The sequence below is a fragment of the Pseudarthrobacter sp. NPDC058119 genome (assembly GCF_042884655.1).
Taxonomy (GTDB): Bacteria; Actinomycetota; Actinomycetes; order Actinomycetales; family Micrococcaceae; genus Arthrobacter.
Window position 1 is genome coordinate 971,847 of the sequence record NZ_JBHVTN010000001.1, and the last position, 15,979, is coordinate 987,825.

Below are 15,979 nucleotides of genomic sequence, written 5' to 3' on the forward strand. Positions count from 1 at the left end.
TGGGGATGGGTGGTGAAGGGGAAGAAATGTGAAAGCGCTTTCCGAAAGTGATGTTACAAGCTTCCAACTTGTAGAACAAGACGTTTTGCCCGGGAGATTGGCGGCGTCCGCACCCTGCTCGCCAGGCGCGTGCAGCGCATGCGCCCTGCGGCACTGCGCGGAGCCGAAAGTCACCCTGTTGACGCGCCCGCCACCCTTTGTTAAGTTGGCAGAAACCGTTTTCTCGGCATCATGCCTACCGTGAAACGACGCCGAGGCCCAGGCCCATCCAGTACGTAACCCGAGAAAGGAGCCGGCCACAATGAGCCCGACACCACGGCCCAGTGCCATCGCCGGCTACGAGGACTGGCCTGCCTACGTGCGGAGCAACCCCCGGCACCGGGCGTCGACCGCGGCGGCGCAGGAATTTTCGGACGCCCTGGGCGTACCGGGTTCGCTGGCACCGCCGGAAGTGACGGTGCATTGGGAGCAAACGCACGACGGCGCCACCACCTCCCAGCTCAGCTGGCAGTTGGGCTTTGGGCCACGCACCACGGGCTGGCTGGTGCGGCCCGCCGGGCATCCCGTTCCCCTGCCGGCCGTCCTGGCACTGCACTGCCACGGCGGCAACAAGTTCGGCGGCGCGGACCGGCTGGTGGAACTCCCCGACAACCATCCGTCAGCCGCATCCGCCCGCGCCGGCCACTACGATGGCCGCGCCCTGGCCACTGGCATCGCCCGAAAGGGCTTCGTTGTCCTTGCCCACAACACCTTCGCGTGGGGCAGCCGCCGCTTCGACCTCACCACTGCTCCATGGCGTACCGCAGCGGCAGTCACGGCGCAGCGGGCGCAATGGAGGGAGGACGGCGTCGTTCCTTCCGCTGCCGACGAATACAACGCGGCGGCGGGTTTCCATGAGGACACGGTTGCCAAAACGGCAGGACTGCTGGGCACCAGCCTGGCAGGCATGGTGGCCCATGACGACCTCGCCGCGCTGGAGCTGCTGGCAGCCCAGCCCGGCGTGGACCAGGACCGGCTGGGATGCATCGGATTCTCCGGCGGAGGAGGCCGCTCGCTCACCCTGGCGGCCCTGAGCCCCCGTATACGGGCCTCCGTGGTGGCGTGCATGATGACCACCTTCGAGTCCCTCCTCCCCGCCTACCTGGACGCACACTCGTGGCTGCTTCAGACTCCCGGCCTGTGGAAACTGGGCGACTGGCCGGAGCTTACCGGCAGGTCGGCCGCCGCCCGGTTCCTGGTGCAATACGCCCTGGGAGATGAACTCTTCCCGGAGGACGGCATGCGCCAGGCGCACCAACTCCTGGAATCAATACATGCCGGCACCGGCAGGTACACCGGCAGCTTCTGGCCCGGGGGCCACGTCTTCACTGCTGCCATGCAGGACGAAGCCCTCGAATTCCTGGCGCAAGCCTTGCCCCCGCCGCCCCTTCAGAACACTCCCCAAGGACCCCGATGACCACACAGCATTCCGTCTCCGCCATCCCGCGGGTGGCCCTGGTGGGCGTCCACGGCTTCGGCGAGCGCCATCTTGCCAACCTTGCCCGGCTTGAAGAGGCCGGCGCCCTGGAACTGGTGGCTGTGGCCGACCCCAACCCGCCGCACCCCGGCACCCTCGCCGGGCCGGTCGCCGTGTTCCCCGATCTCGCCGCGCTGCTGGCCGCCCAGCCGGGGGCCGACGTCGTCATCATTGCCACCCCCATCCAGACGCATGCCCCGCTGGCGGCCGCGGCGCTGGAAGCCGGAATGGACGTCTACGTCGAAAAGCCGCCGGTGGCGTCGCTGGCCCAGTTCGAGCAGGTTGTTGCCACCGCGAAAGACAGCGGCCGCCTGGTCCAGGTGGGCTTCCAGAGCCTCGGCTCCCACGCCTTGCCGGCCATCAGGGAGATGGTGGACGCAGGGAACATCGGCACCGTCCTGGGCATCAGCGCCAGCGGCCAGTGGCTGCGGACCAAGGCCTATTTCAAGCGGTCGCGCTGGGCCGGGAAACGCAGCCTGGACGGCACGGATGTGGTGGATGGCGTGGCAACCAATGCGCTGGCCCACGCAGTTGCCACCGGGCTGCATCTGGCCGGCGCGCGCACTGCTGCCGACGTCGCCTCCGTGGACACTGACCTGTACCGGGCCAACAGCACCGAAAGCGATGACACCTCCATCATCCGGGTCCGCACCGGGCAGGGAACCACGCTGTTGTGCGCCCTGACGCTGTGCGCGCCCGAACAGCTCGACCCCACCGTCACCGTGCACGGAACGCTCGGCGACATCACCCTCTCCTACACAAAAGACGAGGTGGTCATCACGTCCCTGGACGGCGAACGCCGGGACTCCTACGGCCGGACCGACCTGCTGGAGAACCTCCTCGCCGCCCGCGCCACCGGCGTGCCGCTGTTGTGTGGGTTGGAGGACACCGGTGCGTTCACCACTGTGCTGGAGGCCATCCGGACCTCCCCCGCACCGGCCCCTATTGGCACGGAACACCTGTCCTGGGAAGGCGAAGGAGACGGCGCCCACCCGGTGGTGCGCGGCATCGCGGACCTGATCCAGCGGGCAGTTAGGGCACAGGCCACCTTCGCCGAACTCGGCGTCCCCTGGGCCCGGCACCTTCCGCCGGTCCACACGCTGAGCGTGGACGGCAGCCCCGTAGCCGGGTACCAGGACGGCAGCCACATCCGGGCAGTCTCCTCCCCGCGTCCCTACCTGCACCCGGTCCGCACCCTGGGCGGCACGGTGGTCACGGACCACCAGCCACTGGACCATGTGTGGCACCTGGGCGCCGGGGTGGCCCTGCAGGATGTGGACGGCGTGAACTTCTGGGGCGGCCGCACCTACACCCGTGAAGCCGGGCAATACATCTGGCGCCCGGACCACGGCAGCATCAGCGCCACGGCCGTCCAGCAGACCGATGCCGCCGGCGGGCACGGGGGCACCCTCCAAGAAACCCTCAGCTGGAACGGCCCGGACGGCGCCCCCATCCTCCACGAGGAACGCACTTGGGCGTGGTCCAGCGTCGAGGCCGCCATCTGGCGCCTGTCCCTGGACTTCGCCCTCTCCCCCGCCGGAAACAAGCCCGTCAGCCTTGGCAGCCCCGGCTCCAACGGCCGGTTCGAGGGCGGATATGGCGGGTTCTTCTGGCGCCTGCCGGCCTGCGAGGGGGTCACGGTCTGGACGCCGGAGGGAAGCGGCGAGTCGGCAACGCATGGCAGCGTCACGCGTTGGCTTGCCTGGGCGGGAATGTTCGACGGCGGCCCGGCCACCTTGGTGTTCGTCGCCCCCGACGATGCAGCGGACCCGTGGTTCGTGCGCGTGGACGGCTATCCCGGCGTGGGGCAGTCACTGGCGTGGGACAGCCCCGTCGTCGCCCGGCCGGGCAGCCCGGTGCGGCGCGGCATCACCGTTTTCGTGGCCGACGGCATCCTGGCCACACCCGACATCGAGACATTGATCCACCAGCAGGGGAACCCTTCATGACCGAGACAACAACCACGGCCGCTCCCCGGCAGGAGCCGCGCGTGGCTCCCGGAGCGCCGGCCGACCGCGCCATCAAGCGCCGGCGCGTGCTGGATATCCTGGATGCCGCAGGCCGCGACTCCTTGCTCCTGACCACGAACACGGCCCTCACCTGGTACCTGGACGGCAGCCGCGTGCACATCAGCCTGGCCGGGGATCCCATCGCCGCCCTCCTGGTGGACCGGGATGGCGACCACCTGGTGACGTTCAACAACGAAGCTTCCCGGATTGCTGCCGAAGAGCTTCCGGCCGGCGTTAGCCTGCACACCGTCCCCTGGTACGGGGACCTGCACCAGGCGGCGGCCGGCGTCGGCAGCTCCACCGCCCCACCGCTACGGGAGGCGGACGCTGCCGTTCAACTCCGCGCCGCCCGCCAGCGGCTCCTCCCCGCGGAGAGCGCCCGCTACGCCGCGCTCAGCTCAAAGGCCGCAGAAATCATGACGGACGTCCTGTCCGCCGCCAGGCCGGACACCACGGAATTCGAACTCGCCTCAGCGCTTGCCGGGCGCGTGGTGGCCACCGGCGCGGAGCCCCTGGTGCTGCTGTGCAACGGCAGTTCCCGCAGCAACTTCCGCCACCCGCTGGCAACGCATTCCCCCCTCGGCAGGCGTGCGATGGCGGTGGTCTGCGCACGCCGCGACGGCCTTATTGCCAACGTGACCCGCTGGATAAGGTTCGACGCCGGAACCCCGGAGGAGCGCGACGCCGAGGCCCGCATCGCAGCAGTGGAGGCGGACATCTTCGACGCCACCGTCCCCGGCGCACGGCTGGACACGGTCTTCGCCGAGATCCAGGCCGCCTATGTCCGCCATGGTTTCGGGGCGGACCAGTGGGAGCAGCACCACCAGGGCGGCCCCGCCGGCTACGCAGGCCGGGATCCCCGGGTGACGTCCGCCGTTGCGGACACGGTGGTCCCGGACCAGGCCTTCACCTGGAACCCTTCCGGCCCCGGCGTCAAGATCGAGGACACGGTGCAGCTCACGGGGAACGGGCTGCAGGTCCTTACCGTGGACCCGCGCTGGCCGGTGGCCACCGTGAACGGGCTGGACCGGCCGGTGACGCTGCAACTCTAGGAAAACCAAGAAAACCCCGGGAACCGAATGGCTGCGGGGGATTTCTTTGGTGCCGATTAGGGCAGCTGCAGTTCACCGTCCACGCGGCGCGGGATGCCCAGCGGGTTGCCGTCATGCAGTGCCGGGTGCAGCACGGTTTCCGGGGCGTCCTGGTACGCCACGGGGCGCTGGAACCTGCGGACCGCCGTCGCGCCCACCGAGGTGAACAGCGATGTAGTGGCCGGATACGGGCCGCCGTGCTGCTGTGCCCAGTTGACGGCCACACCCGTGGGCCAGCCGTCGAACAGGACGCGTCCTGCGAGCCCGGACAGCTGCTCCACCAGCGCGGCAACCTCCTCGCCGGGCTGGGCATGGAGGGTGGCCGTGAGGCTTCCCGGAACCGTGGCCAGCACCGCGGACAGCTCGTCCTGGTCCGCGTACTCGATGAGGATGGTGGTGGGGCCGAAACACTCTTCGAGCAACTGTTCCGGGTTGTCCAGCACCTTGTCGGCGGTGGTGGAAAACACTACCGGGGCCGCACCGTTGGCAGCCGCGTCCTGGTCCACGGTGCCGCCCACCACATCCACCCCGTCCACGGAAGCAAAGCTGCGGAGTCCGTCCGGGTAGGCTTCCGCGATCCTCCCGGTCAGCATGGCATGGGCGGGCTTGTCCTTGCTGGCTTCCGCCACCTCGGCAGCGAAGGAGGTGCCGGCGGGGATGAACACCAGGCCCGGCTTGGTACAGAACTGGCCCGCGCCCAGGGTGAAGGACCCGGCCAGCCCGGCGGCCAGTTCTGCGGAGCGCTCACCCAGGGCGGCCGCCGTGATCACCACGGGGTTCAGGCTGCCCAACTCCCCGTAGAACGGGATCGGCTCCGGACGGGAAGTGGCGAGGTCGAACAAGGCACGGCCGCCGGGAATGGACCCGGTGAAGCCCACGGCCTTGACGGCGGGATCCTGCACCAATGCCGTGCCCACGTCGCGGCCGCTGACCAGCGCGAACAGGCCTTCCGGTGCACCCGCCGCGCGGAGCGCTTCCGCAACAATGGCGGCGGTCCGTTCGGAAAGGCGGAGGTGGCCCGAGTGCGCCTTGACGATCACGGAACAGCCGACGGCGAGCGCCGAGGCGGTGTCGCCCCCGGCCACGGAGAAGGCAAAGGGGAAGTTCGAGGCTGAGAACACCGCGACGGGGCCGATGGGCCGCAGGATGCGGCGCAGGTCGGGCCTGGGCGGGGTGGCTGAGGCGTCCGCGTGGTCGATGATCGCCTCGAGGTAGGAGCCCTCGGTAATGACGCCCGCGAACAGCCGCAACTGGCCGGTGGTGCGCGCCACTTCCCCGGTCAGGCGTGCGACGCCCAGGTTGGTCTCGGCGTCGGCGATCTCCACCAGTTCGGCGGCGTTGGCGTCCAGCGCGTCGGCCACTGCTGCCAGCCATCCCGCACGCTCAGTATCAGAGGCGGCTGCGGAGATCCTGGCTGCAGCCGTGGCGGCAGTGGTGAGGTCGGACAGGGAAAGCGTTGCTGTTGTCACGTCAGGTACCTGTTCTTTTGGAAGTCTTGGCTACGGAGCGTCCCGGAAGCAGAACCCCAGCCCGGGCTGGTCCGTAAGGGTTACCCGGCTGTCAGCGAACCGCACTGGCGACGGCCCGTCGAGGATGCCCAGCTGTTCGAAGGATGCCTCCTCGACGTCCTCCACCAGGGTGGGCTCCGCCAGGGTCAACGCCAGCTGGCCGGAGAGTTCCGGCAGCAGGTGCGGCATGACCTTGATGCTGTGGGTACGGGCAAGCTCCACGATCCGCCGGAACGGGGTGATCCCGCCCACCCGGATGATGTTCGGCTGGATGATGTCCACCGCCTCCGCCTCGATGAAATCGCGGAAGCGGTAGATGGTGTGCAGGTTTTCGCCCAGCGCGATGGGCACCGGTGAGTGCTTGCGGAGCCTGCGGTAGGCCCACAGATCATCCGACCGGATGGGTTCTTCCAGCCATTCGAGCCCGAATTCGGCCAGGACGTCAAGGGCCCGGAAGGTGGTGGGCAGGTCCCAGCGCTGGTTGGCGTCGATCATGAGGCGCCGGTCGGGACCGAGCACGGAACGCACGGCGGCCACGCGTTCGGCGTCCTCGCGGAGGTCCGGCTTGCCTACCTTGATTTTGACGGCTTGGTGGCCGGCCGCCACCCAGCGTCCGGTCTGGGCCACCAGTTCTTCCAGGGTGTAATGCAGGTTCACTCCGGAGCCGTAGACCTCGGCAGATTCCTGCCGCTGGCCGATCAGACCCGTCACGGAGGTGCCGGCGCGCCGCGCCTGCAGGTCCCACAGGGCGAGGTCAACCCCCGCCATCGCGATGGTGGTGAGTCCGCCCCCGCCCGCTTCATGCAGTCGTTTCCATAGGGCGTCCCAGACAGTCTCGGGATTCGCCGGCAGGCCGCTGACAAAGGGCGCGATGTCGTAGTCCAGCAGCGCCTTGACCGCTTGCGGACCGATGGTGGGCGTCCAGGAGAAACCGTGCCCCGCGCCGCCGTCGTCCGTGGAAAGCGTCGTGACGATCACGTGGTTCTCCGGCGCCTCCGCGCCCCAGTGCCGGCGCAGCGGCACTGTGAGGAGCCGGGTGGACAGGCCGGTGATGCATGGGGTGCTGCGCGTGGCTGCGAACGCCGGGGCGCTCATCAGTGCCCGGCCAACTCGTAGCCCCTGGCGAGGATGGCCTTGAGCTCCACCAGCTGGTCTTCGGTGGGATCCACCAGCGGCGGCCGCACGGAACCCACCGGCAGGCCGCCCAGCCGCAGGCCCGCTTTGATCAGCGAAACTCCGAAGCCCGGGGTCTGGTCGCGCAGGCGGACCAGGGGCGCGTAGAACCCTTCGAGCAGGGCGTTGCGGCGGTCCTCGTCCCCGAAGGCGTATGCGTCGTAGTACGCCTTGGCGATCTCCGGTGCCATGGCGAACGCCGCCGAGGAGTACAGCGGAATGCCCAGGCCGCGGTAGGCGCCCTGCGTCAGTTCAGCCGTCAGGAGTCCGTTGAAAAAGGCGAAATCCGTCCGGCCCGTTGCCTTCACGGCAGAAACGATTTCCAGGGCCAGGCCAACATCGCCCAGCCCGTCCTTGAAGCCAATGACCTTGGGGTTCGCAGCCAGCTTGGCCATGGCCGCGGCGGTGAACTTCGCGTTGCCGCGGTGGTACACAATCACGGGCAGGCTGCTGGCGTTCGCGACCGCCTCGATGTAGGACACCAGGCCGTCGGTGGGGCCGGTGACCAGGTAGGGCGGGAGCACCAGGAGGGCGTCCGCTCCGGCTTCCTCGGCAGCGCGGGCGGCTGCGAGGGCGTGGCCCAGGGGGCCGCCGGCGCCCGCCACCACCGGGACCTTTCCGGCCACAACCTCGACGGCGGCCGCCACCACGGTGCGGACCTCATCGATGCTGAGGGCATGGAATTCGCCCGTGCCGCAGGCGGGAAAGACGCCGCCGGGGCCGAAGGGCAGCCGGGTGGCGATGTGTTGCTTCAGCAGTTCGACGTCGACGGCGCCTTCGGCCGTGAACGGGGTGACGGGGAAGAAGAGGACTCCGTCGAATTTCATGATGTCTCCTTGGTTCCGCTGCCGGCGGTCACCAGCGCGGAGGTCTCGTCGTTGAGGGTGGATTTGAGTTCGGTGCGCCAGGTTCGCTTGGGCTGCCAGCCGAGCAGTTCCTGCGCCTTCGCAATGGAAAACGCCGGGCTGGTGCCGGAAAGGCCTGCACTGATGGCGTCGCTGCCGGGCAGGAACCGGGGCATCAGGTCGGCCAGGGGTTCGGTGGCCAGGGCGTCCGCGGCGCCCACGAAGAACGTCTCGCCGTTGGGAATGTCGTCCATCTTCTGGAGCAGCAGGTCCAGGAAGTCCGCCACGTCCCGCGCATCGACGTAGTTGAACAGCGCAGGTGCGGAGAGGGCCGGATCGGCGAGCCGTTCGGCGAGGGTGTGGCCCTGCTGTGTCGGGGCGCCCTCCCATTCCTCCGGGGAGATCACGAAGCAGGGACGGAACGCTGCGTACCGGGTCCTGTCCCCCTGGGCGGCGGCGAACATCTGCATGGTCTGCTCCGCGATGAGCTTGGACAGCGCATAGGCGTTCCAAGGTTTCGGCGGGGTGCGCTCATCAAGGGGGAACGACGGCGGCAGCCAGCCCGCCGGGCACCCGTAGCCGAGGACCGTGGGGCTGCTGGCCGTGACGATCTTCGGCACGCCCACCTCCGTGGCCGCGCTGATCACGGCGAAGGCGAGCCGGGTATTCGTGGCGAAAATAACGTCCTCCGGCGCGCTGAACGGCACCGCGATCGCCGCAAGGTGGATGACGGCGTCGGGCCTTGCGTCCCGGAGGAGGCGCAGCGCCTCACCCGGGGCCAGGAGGTCCGCGGTTTCCTGGACGGTGCCGGGCGGCAGCTGTCCAGCGGGGACGGCCTCGCGGTCCACGGAGGTGACGTGGTGGCCGCCCTGGGCCAGGCCCGCCACCACGCTGCGGCCCAGGCGGCCGGAGCCGCCGGTGACAAGGATCCTGCTCATGGTGTTCCCCTACTTGCCGCGGCGAAGATCGACGCCGAGGTCCAGGTCCTCGACGCGCACGGGCAGGGACGATTCGAGCGAACGGTTGCCGGCGATGCCGACCGACACGGAGCGGAGCCCGTCCAGGTAGCCGGAAGGGCGGCCCAGCGGGTCCTCGCCGGGACCGTTGAAGAGGTCGGACAGCAGCAGCGCGTCGCCGCCGCCGTGGCCGCCTTCGCCGTTTACGATCGGCACCTCATAGGCGGGCTCCCAGTGGCGCTGGACCACCAGTCGTTCGCCGTTGCGGCGCACCGCGTCCTCTTCCTCGATCGGCGTGGCACTGGGGTCAACCACGGTCTTCTTGTCCGTGCTGTGCAGGACGGCGGCGCGTTCCACCACTTCGAGTTCGGCGCGGCCCTCGGTCCCGTTGACGGCCACCTTGTAGCCTTCCCAGGGGCTGTGCGCGTTCAGCGAATAGCTCAGGCGCGGCCCGCCCTGGTACTCCACCACCAGCGCCAGGTTGTCCTCGATGGTGATGCCTCCGGTGAAGACATCCTGGTCGCGGCGGTAGCCGTCGTAGTGCTCGTTGTCCAGGAAAAGCGCCTTGAGCCGCTCGTCCTCGCGAAGGTCCAGGGCGAAGGGATCTTTTCCGCCAGTGGAGGCACCGGCGTCGGGCGTACCGCGCTCAGGGCGGGGTCCAAGGCCGCGCTCTACGGCGTTCCTGTCGCCGTAGAACTTCAGGCCGCCGGAGGCGAAGACCCGCTCAGGGACGTCGTCGATCCACCAGTTGACCAGGTCGAAGTGGTGGGACGCCTTGTGGATCAGCAGGCCGCCGGAGTTCTTCTTCTCCCGGTGCCAGCGGCGGAAGTAGTCCGCGCCGTGTACGGTGTCCAGGACCCAGCTGAAGTCGACGGAGGTGACCTTGCCGATCACGCCGCTCTGGATGATTTCCTTCAGGGCGCTGTTGCGCGGCGAGTAGCGATAGTTGAAGGTGACCACCACGTTCCGGCCGGTCTCGTGGACGGCCTGGACGATGCGGCGGCAGCTTTCGGCGTCAATGGTCAGGGGCTTTTCGACGACGACGTCCGCACCGGCCCCGAGCCCCTCCACGATGTAGTCGGCGTGGGTGTAGTCGGGTGTGGTGACGATGACCCGGTCAATGGCGTTGGCCTGGATGAAGGCGGTGAGGTCGGCCGGATTGAAGGACGCCACCGGACCCGGGGCGCCCAGTTCCTGGATGAGCTTCTGGTAGAACTCCACGCGCCCGGGGTTGAGGTCGGAGAACGCCACCAGCTCGGCGGTGTCCGCGTGCTTGCCGTAAATGGCGCGGATGTACATCTCGGAGCGGCCGCCGGTGCCGATCAGGGCAAGCCGGGCTTTTTGCCCATCGCGCTGGCGGGCGGACGGTGCAGCGGCCGGAGTGGTCTCGGCTGTGTTGACCATGGGGGTCCTTTCGAAAGCTCAGTCGCGGGCGGTTAGGCGTTCCCCGCCGGACGGGGGCGGCGCCCGGGCGCACCGGCCGAGAAAGCGTTTTCTCATTTCTCTATAGAGAGTTGTACCAAGATGTCCGGGGGTCAGTCAACCATTCCCAGCATTGAAAGAAAGCGCTTTCCTGCGGCGCGCGCACGTACGCGTGCGGCTGGCCTGGAAAAATCGCGGCAAAGGGGAAGAAATCGCTTTCCTACTCCCGTATATGCTGTCTTTCAAAGCACGCGCAGCGGGGCGGGGCCACTACCGGACAACGTCCCACTCCCGGCGGCCCGCCCGCGGCAAGGAAAGGGGTCCCCATGGCCAGGAAATCGGCAACCGGCCGGATCGGCATCGCCGACGTCGCCGCCAAGGCGGGAGTTTCCCATGCCACGGTCTCGCGTGTCATGAACGGGAACTTCACGGTGGATCCGGACATCGCGGCCCGGGTCCGGGCGGCAGCCGCGGAACTCAAGTACCAGCCCAACCCGGTGGGCCGGAGCCTGGCCCTGGGAAAGACGGACACGATTGGCATCGTGGTGCCCGACCTCGCCAACCCCACCTTCCAGGCGATCCTCCGGGGCCTGAGCCGGGCGGCAGCGCAGGATGGCTACCGGGTACTCATCGCCGATTCCTTCGAAGTGTCCAGCGAGGAGTCGATCCTGGCCGGCGAAGCCCGCAGGCGCTGTGACGGACTCGTCCTGTGCGCTCCACGCATGACCGATGCGGAGCTTGAGGAAATCGTCCCCTCGCTCCACCCGCTCGTGCTGATCAACCGCACCACGGCCGCCCCGGACGTTCCCAGCCTGGTGGTGGACTACGGCCAGGGCGTCCAGGACATTGCAGGGCACCTGGTGGACCTGGGCCACACCCGCCTGGCCTTCCTCGCAGGGCCGCCCCACAGCGCCTCCAACGACCTGCGGCTCGAGGGCCTGGAGACGTTCAAGGCCGCCCACCCCGAGGTGGAGGTGACCATGCTGGACGGCGGCTCGGACTTCGACACCGGCCACGAGGCAGTTGATGCCGTCCTGGCGAGCGGGGCCACCGGAATCCTCGCCTTCAACGACCTCGTGGCCATGGGCCTGATGAGCGGACTCCACGAACGCGGCCTGGACGTCCCGGGCGACATCTCGGTAACGGGCTTCGATGACATTCCGTTTGCCAGATATACGACGCCGGCACTCACCACCGGCGCGGTCCCCATCACAGAACTGGGAGAGCAGGCCTGGCAGCAGCTCCGGGCATTGATCCGCAAGGAGGCCACCGGCACCCCCGGCGGCCGGTACCAGCCGCGGCTCGAAATCCGGGCCAGCACAGGCCCCGCGAAGGCGCCCCGCAGCACGGTCCACGGCTGAGGCTCCCTCCGCGGGCGGCGCCAGGAGCACGTCGATAAATCCGCTAGCCCGCGGGGCGGGGCTGGGCAGGGTGATCCCTGCCCAGCCCCGCTTCTTTGTAGAACCCTTCGATATGGGCGGCCACCAGCTGCGCTGCCCGGCGGCCATCGCCCTCCTTGACCGCGGCCAGGATGGCATGGTGCTCGGTGCGCAGGCGCGAGGCGGTGGCGTTCCAGTCCGGCAGGTTTCCCGTCAGTCCGGCGGCGTACCCCTGGATGGATTCGCGCAGCGATCCCATCATGGCGCTGACCACCGCATTGCCTGCCGCGTTGGCCAGGGCCAAATGGAACCGGACATCGAGGGCCAGGAAATCATCCACGGACAGGCCAACGGGTGCATCCATCGCGGCGAGGAGCGTGGCCGCCTCCTCCAGCTCCGGCGCATCCCGGCGTGCCTGGGCGGCAGCCCATGACTCCAGGAGGACCCGTGTTTCCACGATGTCTGCCACCGGCAGGTGCTGGGTGGCCACATGGAGCCGGAGGGCCGAGCCCAGGGCGGCGGCGGGGTCGGATATCACTACCGTTCCGGCGTCCGGGCCGGAACCGACACCTGACCGCACCACGCCCATGGCTTCGAGGATCCGGATGGCCTCGCGCACCGAGGTCCGGGAGACCTGGAGCTGTTCTGCCAGGGTCCGCTCCGCCGGGAGCCTGCCGCCGACGGCCAGGTCGCCGGCTGAGAGCCTGTCCTCGATCCAGTGCAGGACCAGCTGGTGGGTGCGCATAGGCCAATGGTACTTGATGTGGTTGGACCACATGCCTAGAGTGTGGTTGGACCATAGGAGGAGCCATGACCCACACCATCCAGCCCAACAATCCGGAAGCCACCCCGGCCCCGGATGCCACGGACATTTCCGCAGCGCCGGCACCCGCCAGGGCTCCGTCGTCGTCCGCCCTGCCTGCCGCCCTGAAGCGGCGCGTCCCCAAGTACTCGGACCTGGCGCCCCTGATGCAGTTCAAGAAGCCGGAATTCAGCAGGGCCGCCCGGCTGCAGCGGGCCAGCACCATCTGGGAGCTCCGCGACATCGCCAAGCGCCGCACCCCCAAGGCGCCGTTTGACTACACGGATGGTGCCGCGGAAGGGGAGATCACCCTCCGCCGTGCCCGCCAGGCGTTCCTGGACATCGAGTTCCGGCCCGGAATCCTGCGGAACGTCTCCAGCATCGACCTCAGCACCGACATCCTGGGCAAGCCGTCGCGGCTCCCCGTCGGCATCGCCCCCACGGGTTTCACCCGGATGATGCAGTCCGAGGGCGAGTACGCCGGTTCGCAGGCGGCCGAGGCCGCCGGCATCCCCTACACGCTCTCCACCATGGGGACCGCCTCCATCGAGGATGTTGCCGAGGCTGCCCCGAACGGCAGGAATTGGTTCCAGCTGTATCTGTGGACGGACCGGGACCGCTCGCTGGAACTGATCGAGCGCGCAGCCAAAGCCGGCAACGACACCCTCATGGTCACCGTGGACACGGCCGTGGCGGGCGCGCGCCTCCGCGACGTCCGGAACGGCATGACCATCCCGCCGGCACTGACCCTCAAAACCGTGCTGGACGCCTCCTACCGGCCCGCATGGTGGTTCAACTTCCTTACCCACGAGCCCCTGACGTTTGCCTCGCTGTCCCGCTACACCGGCACCGTGGCCGACCTGATCAACTCCATGTTCGACCCCACGCTGACGTTCGGGGACCTGGACTGGCTGCGCGAAACCTGGAAGGGCAAGCTGGTGGTCAAGGGCATCCAGACCGTCGAGGATGCCCGCCGCGTGGTGGACCACGGCGCCGACGGCGTGGTTCTGTCCAACCATGGCGGCCGGCAGCTCGACCGGGCCCCCATCCCGTTCCACCTGCTCCCGGAGGTCAGGCAGGCCCTCACTGCTGACAACAGTGATGCCGCCATCATGCTGGACACCGGCATCATGAGCGGCGCTGACATCGTGGCGGCGCTGGCACTGGGCGCGGACTTCACGCTGATCGGCCGCGCCTACCTCTATGGGCTGATGGCAGGCGGACGCGCGGGCGTGGACCGGACCCTGCAGATCCTTGAGAAGGACATGGCCCGCACCATGGCGCTGCTGGGGGTCAGCCGCGTTTCCGAGCTCACCCCGGACCACGTGCGGCTGCTGCCCCGGTAAGTCCTACTTCTTGCGCCCGAATTTCGGCAGGGTGGGGAGGTTGGCCAGCAGGTCGGCTGCCTTGGTGGCGGCACGGCCAACCGTCCGGCCGATTTGCTGCGGCACAGTGTCGTCGCTCAACGGGGCGGCCGTCCCGCCGGGAATGACGACGGCGGGGCTCAGCTCTGCGCCTTCCCTCACCAGGACGGGCGCGGGAATGCCCTCCCGGACCGGCTGCGAAGGCTCGGCCGCCCGGGGGGCCTGCGGCTGTGGGGCCGCCGCTGCGGCGACGCTTTCCTTCAGGTGGGCCGGGACCGGCTGGTCGGCGCTTATGCTGCCCGGTCCGCCGGGTGCGGCTGCGGCGCTGCCGCCAGTGCCGACGTCGAACGTCTCCAGCCAGCTGGCGATGCCCTCCAACGGGCCCCGGTTCAGGGCGTAGTAGCGCTTCTGGCCCTGCGCGCGCATGCTGACCAGCTGTGCCTCACGGAGGACTTTCAGGTGCTTGGAAATGGTGGGCTGGCTTGCCGCCAGTTCCTCCACCAGTTCCCCCACGGCTTTGTCGCCTGCCCGAAGCGCCACCAGGATATCCCGCCGGGTGGATTCCGCTATGACGGCAAATACGTCGTCTGTCACCATGCCTCCCACCCTAGCGACATATACGTCTAAAGGCATCAACTATTTCGGCGGCCCAGGTTTCCGGCCGGATCAGTCGAACCAGGGGTCCAGCCCGTGCAGCGGGAACACGGCCTTGCGGGTGGCCATGACGGTGCGGTCCACAGCGTCGTTGGGGTCGAAGCCCACTTCCCAGGACCGCCACCAGAGCTCCACGTCGTCCCCCATGAGGGCCGGCGCTTCCCTGCCGAACTTCTCCATTACGTACTGCCGCCAGTCTTCCGGCACGGGTGTCCGCAGCGGCACGGGACGTCCCGCCGCGATGGCCACCAGGTGGCTCCAGGCCCGCGGCACCACGTCCAGCACGTTGTAGCCTCCGCCGCCGGTGGCGATCCAGCGGCCGCCGCAATAGCGCTCGGTCAGGTGTCCGACGGCGCTGGCCGCCTCGCGCTGCCCGTCCACGCTGAGGTTGAGGTGCGTGAGGGGGTCGTTGCGGTGCGAATCGCAACCGTGCTGGCTCACGATCACCTCCGGTTCGAAGGCCCCGACCAGCTGGGGCACCACGGCGTAGAAGGCGCGCAGCCAGCCGGCGTCGGAGGTCCCGGCCGGCAGGGCGACGTTCACGGCGGTCCCCTCGGCCGCGGGGCCGCCGATCTCGTTGGCGAACCCAGTTCCGGGGAAGAGAGTCAGGCCTGTCTCATGCAGCGAGATGGTGAGGACCCGGGGATCGTCCCAGAAGATGTTCTGGGTGCCGTCCCCGTGGTGGGCATCGACGTCAATGTAGGCCACTTTACCCACGCCACCGTCAAGCAGCGTTTGCACGGCAAGGGCTGCGTCGTTGTAGATGCAGAATCCGCTGGCGCGTTCCCGGGCCGCATGGTGCATGCCGCCGCCGAAGTTCACCGCGTGCACGGCCGATCCCTCCAGCAGGCGCCGGGCCGCCAGCAGCGAGCCGCCGGCCAGGCGGGCCGAGGCCTCGTGCATGCCGGCAAACGCGGGGTCATCCTCGGTTCCCAGCCCTCGTGATTCGTCGGGCCGGGTGGGGTCCGCGCTGACCCGGCGGACTGCTGCCACATAGTCGGCCGAGTGGACGGACTCCAGCTCCGCGTCGGATGCGACCTCCGGCGCTGCGAGGTCAACGTGGTCCAGGTCGAAGAGCCCCAGGCTGCGTGACAGGCGCGCGGTAAGGTCCAGGCGCTCCGGTGCCATGGGGTGGCCGGGGCCGAAGTTGTAGGCTGTCATGTCAGGACTCCACGCCACCATCGTTGGCGGCGCGGGCTGGCGGAGTCCGGGCAGGTATGTCATCAATCACAGGCTACCCGAGCCTGCGCCGCCGCCGGC

At 68.9% G+C, this 15,979-nt stretch carries 13 protein-coding genes; 5 read left to right on the top strand and 8 right to left on the bottom strand.

What is annotated here, in order from left to right; genetic code table 11:
- The first annotated feature begins 301 nt into the window (after nucleotides 1-301).
- The 3 genes from ACFVTD_RS04630 to ACFVTD_RS04640 are packed head-to-tail and all read left to right on the top strand — an operon-like array spanning nucleotide 302 to nucleotide 4,577.
- Nucleotides 302-1,456, top strand: a complete 1,155-nt coding sequence (locus ACFVTD_RS04630) for an acetylxylan esterase (protein ID WP_387558684.1) — start codon at nucleotides 302-304, stop codon at nucleotides 1,454-1,456.
- Entirely contained in the window at nucleotides 1,453-3,465 is a 2,013-nt protein-coding gene (locus ACFVTD_RS04635; protein ID WP_387558687.1) for a DUF6807 family protein, read from the top strand. Before ACFVTD_RS04630 ends, ACFVTD_RS04635 begins: the two co-directional genes overlap by 4 nt.
- Nucleotides 3,462-4,577 (top strand): M24 family metallopeptidase, encoded by a 1,116-nt coding sequence (locus tag ACFVTD_RS04640; RefSeq protein ID WP_387558690.1) that lies wholly within the window; start codon nucleotides 3,462-3,464, stop codon nucleotides 4,575-4,577. The genes ACFVTD_RS04635 and ACFVTD_RS04640 overlap by 4 nt, the downstream gene beginning before the upstream one ends.
- Nucleotides 4,578-4,633: 56 nt before the next feature.
- On the opposite strand, the gene ACFVTD_RS04645 is transcribed toward ACFVTD_RS04640, so the two are convergent.
- From ACFVTD_RS04645 to ACFVTD_RS04665, 5 genes are read right to left on the bottom strand one after another with little or no spacing between them, the layout of a single operon-like run.
- Nucleotides 4,634-6,085, bottom strand: a complete 1,452-nt coding sequence (locus tag ACFVTD_RS04645; RefSeq protein WP_387558693.1) for an aldehyde dehydrogenase (NADP(+)) — start codon at nucleotides 6,083-6,085, stop codon at nucleotides 4,634-4,636.
- A 30-nt stretch (nucleotides 6,086-6,115) separates the two neighbouring features.
- Complete coding sequence (locus tag ACFVTD_RS04650; RefSeq protein WP_387558697.1) at nucleotides 6,116-7,219, bottom strand: mandelate racemase/muconate lactonizing enzyme family protein; 1,104 nt, start codon at nucleotides 7,217-7,219, stop codon at nucleotides 6,116-6,118.
- Nucleotides 7,219-8,124, bottom strand: coding sequence for a 5-dehydro-4-deoxyglucarate dehydratase (locus tag ACFVTD_RS04655; RefSeq protein WP_387558700.1), 906 nt, complete (start codon nucleotides 8,122-8,124; stop codon nucleotides 7,219-7,221). Before ACFVTD_RS04655 ends, ACFVTD_RS04650 begins: the two co-directional genes overlap by 1 nt.
- Nucleotides 8,121-9,080: an NAD-dependent epimerase/dehydratase family protein gene (locus tag ACFVTD_RS04660; RefSeq protein WP_387558703.1), complete on the bottom strand. Its 960-nt coding sequence runs from the start codon at nucleotides 9,078-9,080 to the stop codon at nucleotides 8,121-8,123. Before ACFVTD_RS04660 ends, ACFVTD_RS04655 begins: the two co-directional genes overlap by 4 nt.
- Before the next feature lie 9 nt (nucleotides 9,081-9,089).
- On the bottom strand, nucleotides 9,090-10,502 hold the full coding sequence (locus ACFVTD_RS04665; protein WP_387558706.1) for a Gfo/Idh/MocA family protein: 1,413 nt from the start codon (nucleotides 10,500-10,502) through the stop codon (nucleotides 9,090-9,092).
- Nucleotides 10,503-10,846: 344 nt separating this feature from the next.
- On the opposite strand from ACFVTD_RS04665, the gene ACFVTD_RS04670 reads away from it, so the two are divergent.
- Nucleotides 10,847-11,881, top strand: coding sequence for a LacI family DNA-binding transcriptional regulator (locus tag ACFVTD_RS04670; RefSeq protein ID WP_387558709.1), 1,035 nt, complete (start codon nucleotides 10,847-10,849; stop codon nucleotides 11,879-11,881).
- Nucleotides 11,882-11,924: 43 nt separating this feature from the next.
- Here the strand turns inward: ACFVTD_RS04670 and ACFVTD_RS04675 are convergent, their stop codons facing one another.
- Entirely contained in the window at nucleotides 11,925-12,644 is a 720-nt protein-coding gene (locus tag ACFVTD_RS04675; RefSeq protein ID WP_387558712.1) for a FadR/GntR family transcriptional regulator, read from the bottom strand.
- Nucleotides 12,645-12,709: 65 nt separating this feature from the next.
- Here ACFVTD_RS04675 and ACFVTD_RS04680 point away from each other — a divergent pair, with 65 nt between their 5' ends.
- On the top strand, nucleotides 12,710-14,047 hold the full coding sequence (locus ACFVTD_RS04680; RefSeq protein WP_387558715.1) for an alpha-hydroxy-acid oxidizing protein: 1,338 nt from the start codon (nucleotides 12,710-12,712) through the stop codon (nucleotides 14,045-14,047).
- A 3-nt stretch (nucleotides 14,048-14,050) separates the two neighbouring features.
- Here ACFVTD_RS04680 and ACFVTD_RS04685 read toward each other — a convergent pair whose 3' ends face one another.
- Nucleotides 14,051-14,662, bottom strand: coding sequence for an ArsR/SmtB family transcription factor (locus tag ACFVTD_RS04685; protein ID WP_387558718.1), 612 nt, complete (start codon nucleotides 14,660-14,662; stop codon nucleotides 14,051-14,053).
- 69 nt (nucleotides 14,663-14,731) lie between these two features.
- Complete coding sequence (locus tag ACFVTD_RS04690; protein WP_387558721.1) at nucleotides 14,732-15,943, bottom strand: acetoin utilization protein AcuC; 1,212 nt, start codon at nucleotides 15,941-15,943, stop codon at nucleotides 14,732-14,734.
- Between the last annotated feature and the right edge of the window lie 36 nt (nucleotides 15,944-15,979).

Excerpts from the sequence above, each read along its gene's own strand:
- ACFVTD_RS04630 (WP_387558684.1), top strand. The coding sequence starts at position 302 with ATGAGCCCGACACCACGGCCCAGTGCCATCGCCGGCTACGAGGACTGG.
- ACFVTD_RS04635 (WP_387558687.1), top strand. The coding sequence starts at position 1,453 with ATGACCACACAGCATTCCGTCTCCGCCATCCCGCGGGTGGCCCTGGTG.
- ACFVTD_RS04640 (WP_387558690.1), top strand. The coding sequence starts at position 3,462 with ATGACCGAGACAACAACCACGGCCGCTCCCCGGCAGGAGCCGCGCGTG.
- ACFVTD_RS04650 (WP_387558697.1), bottom strand. The coding sequence starts at position 7,219 with ATGAGCGCCCCGGCGTTCGCAGCCACGCGCAGCACCCCATGCATCACC.
- ACFVTD_RS04655 (WP_387558700.1), bottom strand. The coding sequence starts at position 8,124 with ATGAAATTCGACGGAGTCCTCTTCTTCCCCGTCACCCCGTTCACGGCC.
- ACFVTD_RS04660 (WP_387558703.1), bottom strand. The coding sequence starts at position 9,080 with ATGAGCAGGATCCTTGTCACCGGCGGCTCCGGCCGCCTGGGCCGCAGC.
- ACFVTD_RS04665 (WP_387558706.1), bottom strand. The coding sequence starts at position 10,502 with ATGGTCAACACAGCCGAGACCACTCCGGCCGCTGCACCGTCCGCCCGC.
- ACFVTD_RS04670 (WP_387558709.1), top strand. The coding sequence starts at position 10,847 with ATGGCCAGGAAATCGGCAACCGGCCGGATCGGCATCGCCGACGTCGCC.
- ACFVTD_RS04675 (WP_387558712.1), bottom strand. The coding sequence starts at position 12,644 with ATGCGCACCCACCAGCTGGTCCTGCACTGGATCGAGGACAGGCTCTCA.
- ACFVTD_RS04680 (WP_387558715.1), top strand. The coding sequence starts at position 12,710 with ATGACCCACACCATCCAGCCCAACAATCCGGAAGCCACCCCGGCCCCG.
- ACFVTD_RS04685 (WP_387558718.1), bottom strand. The coding sequence starts at position 14,662 with ATGGTGACAGACGACGTATTTGCCGTCATAGCGGAATCCACCCGGCGG.
- ACFVTD_RS04690 (WP_387558721.1), bottom strand. The coding sequence starts at position 15,943 with ATGACATACCTGCCCGGACTCCGCCAGCCCGCGCCGCCAACGATGGTG.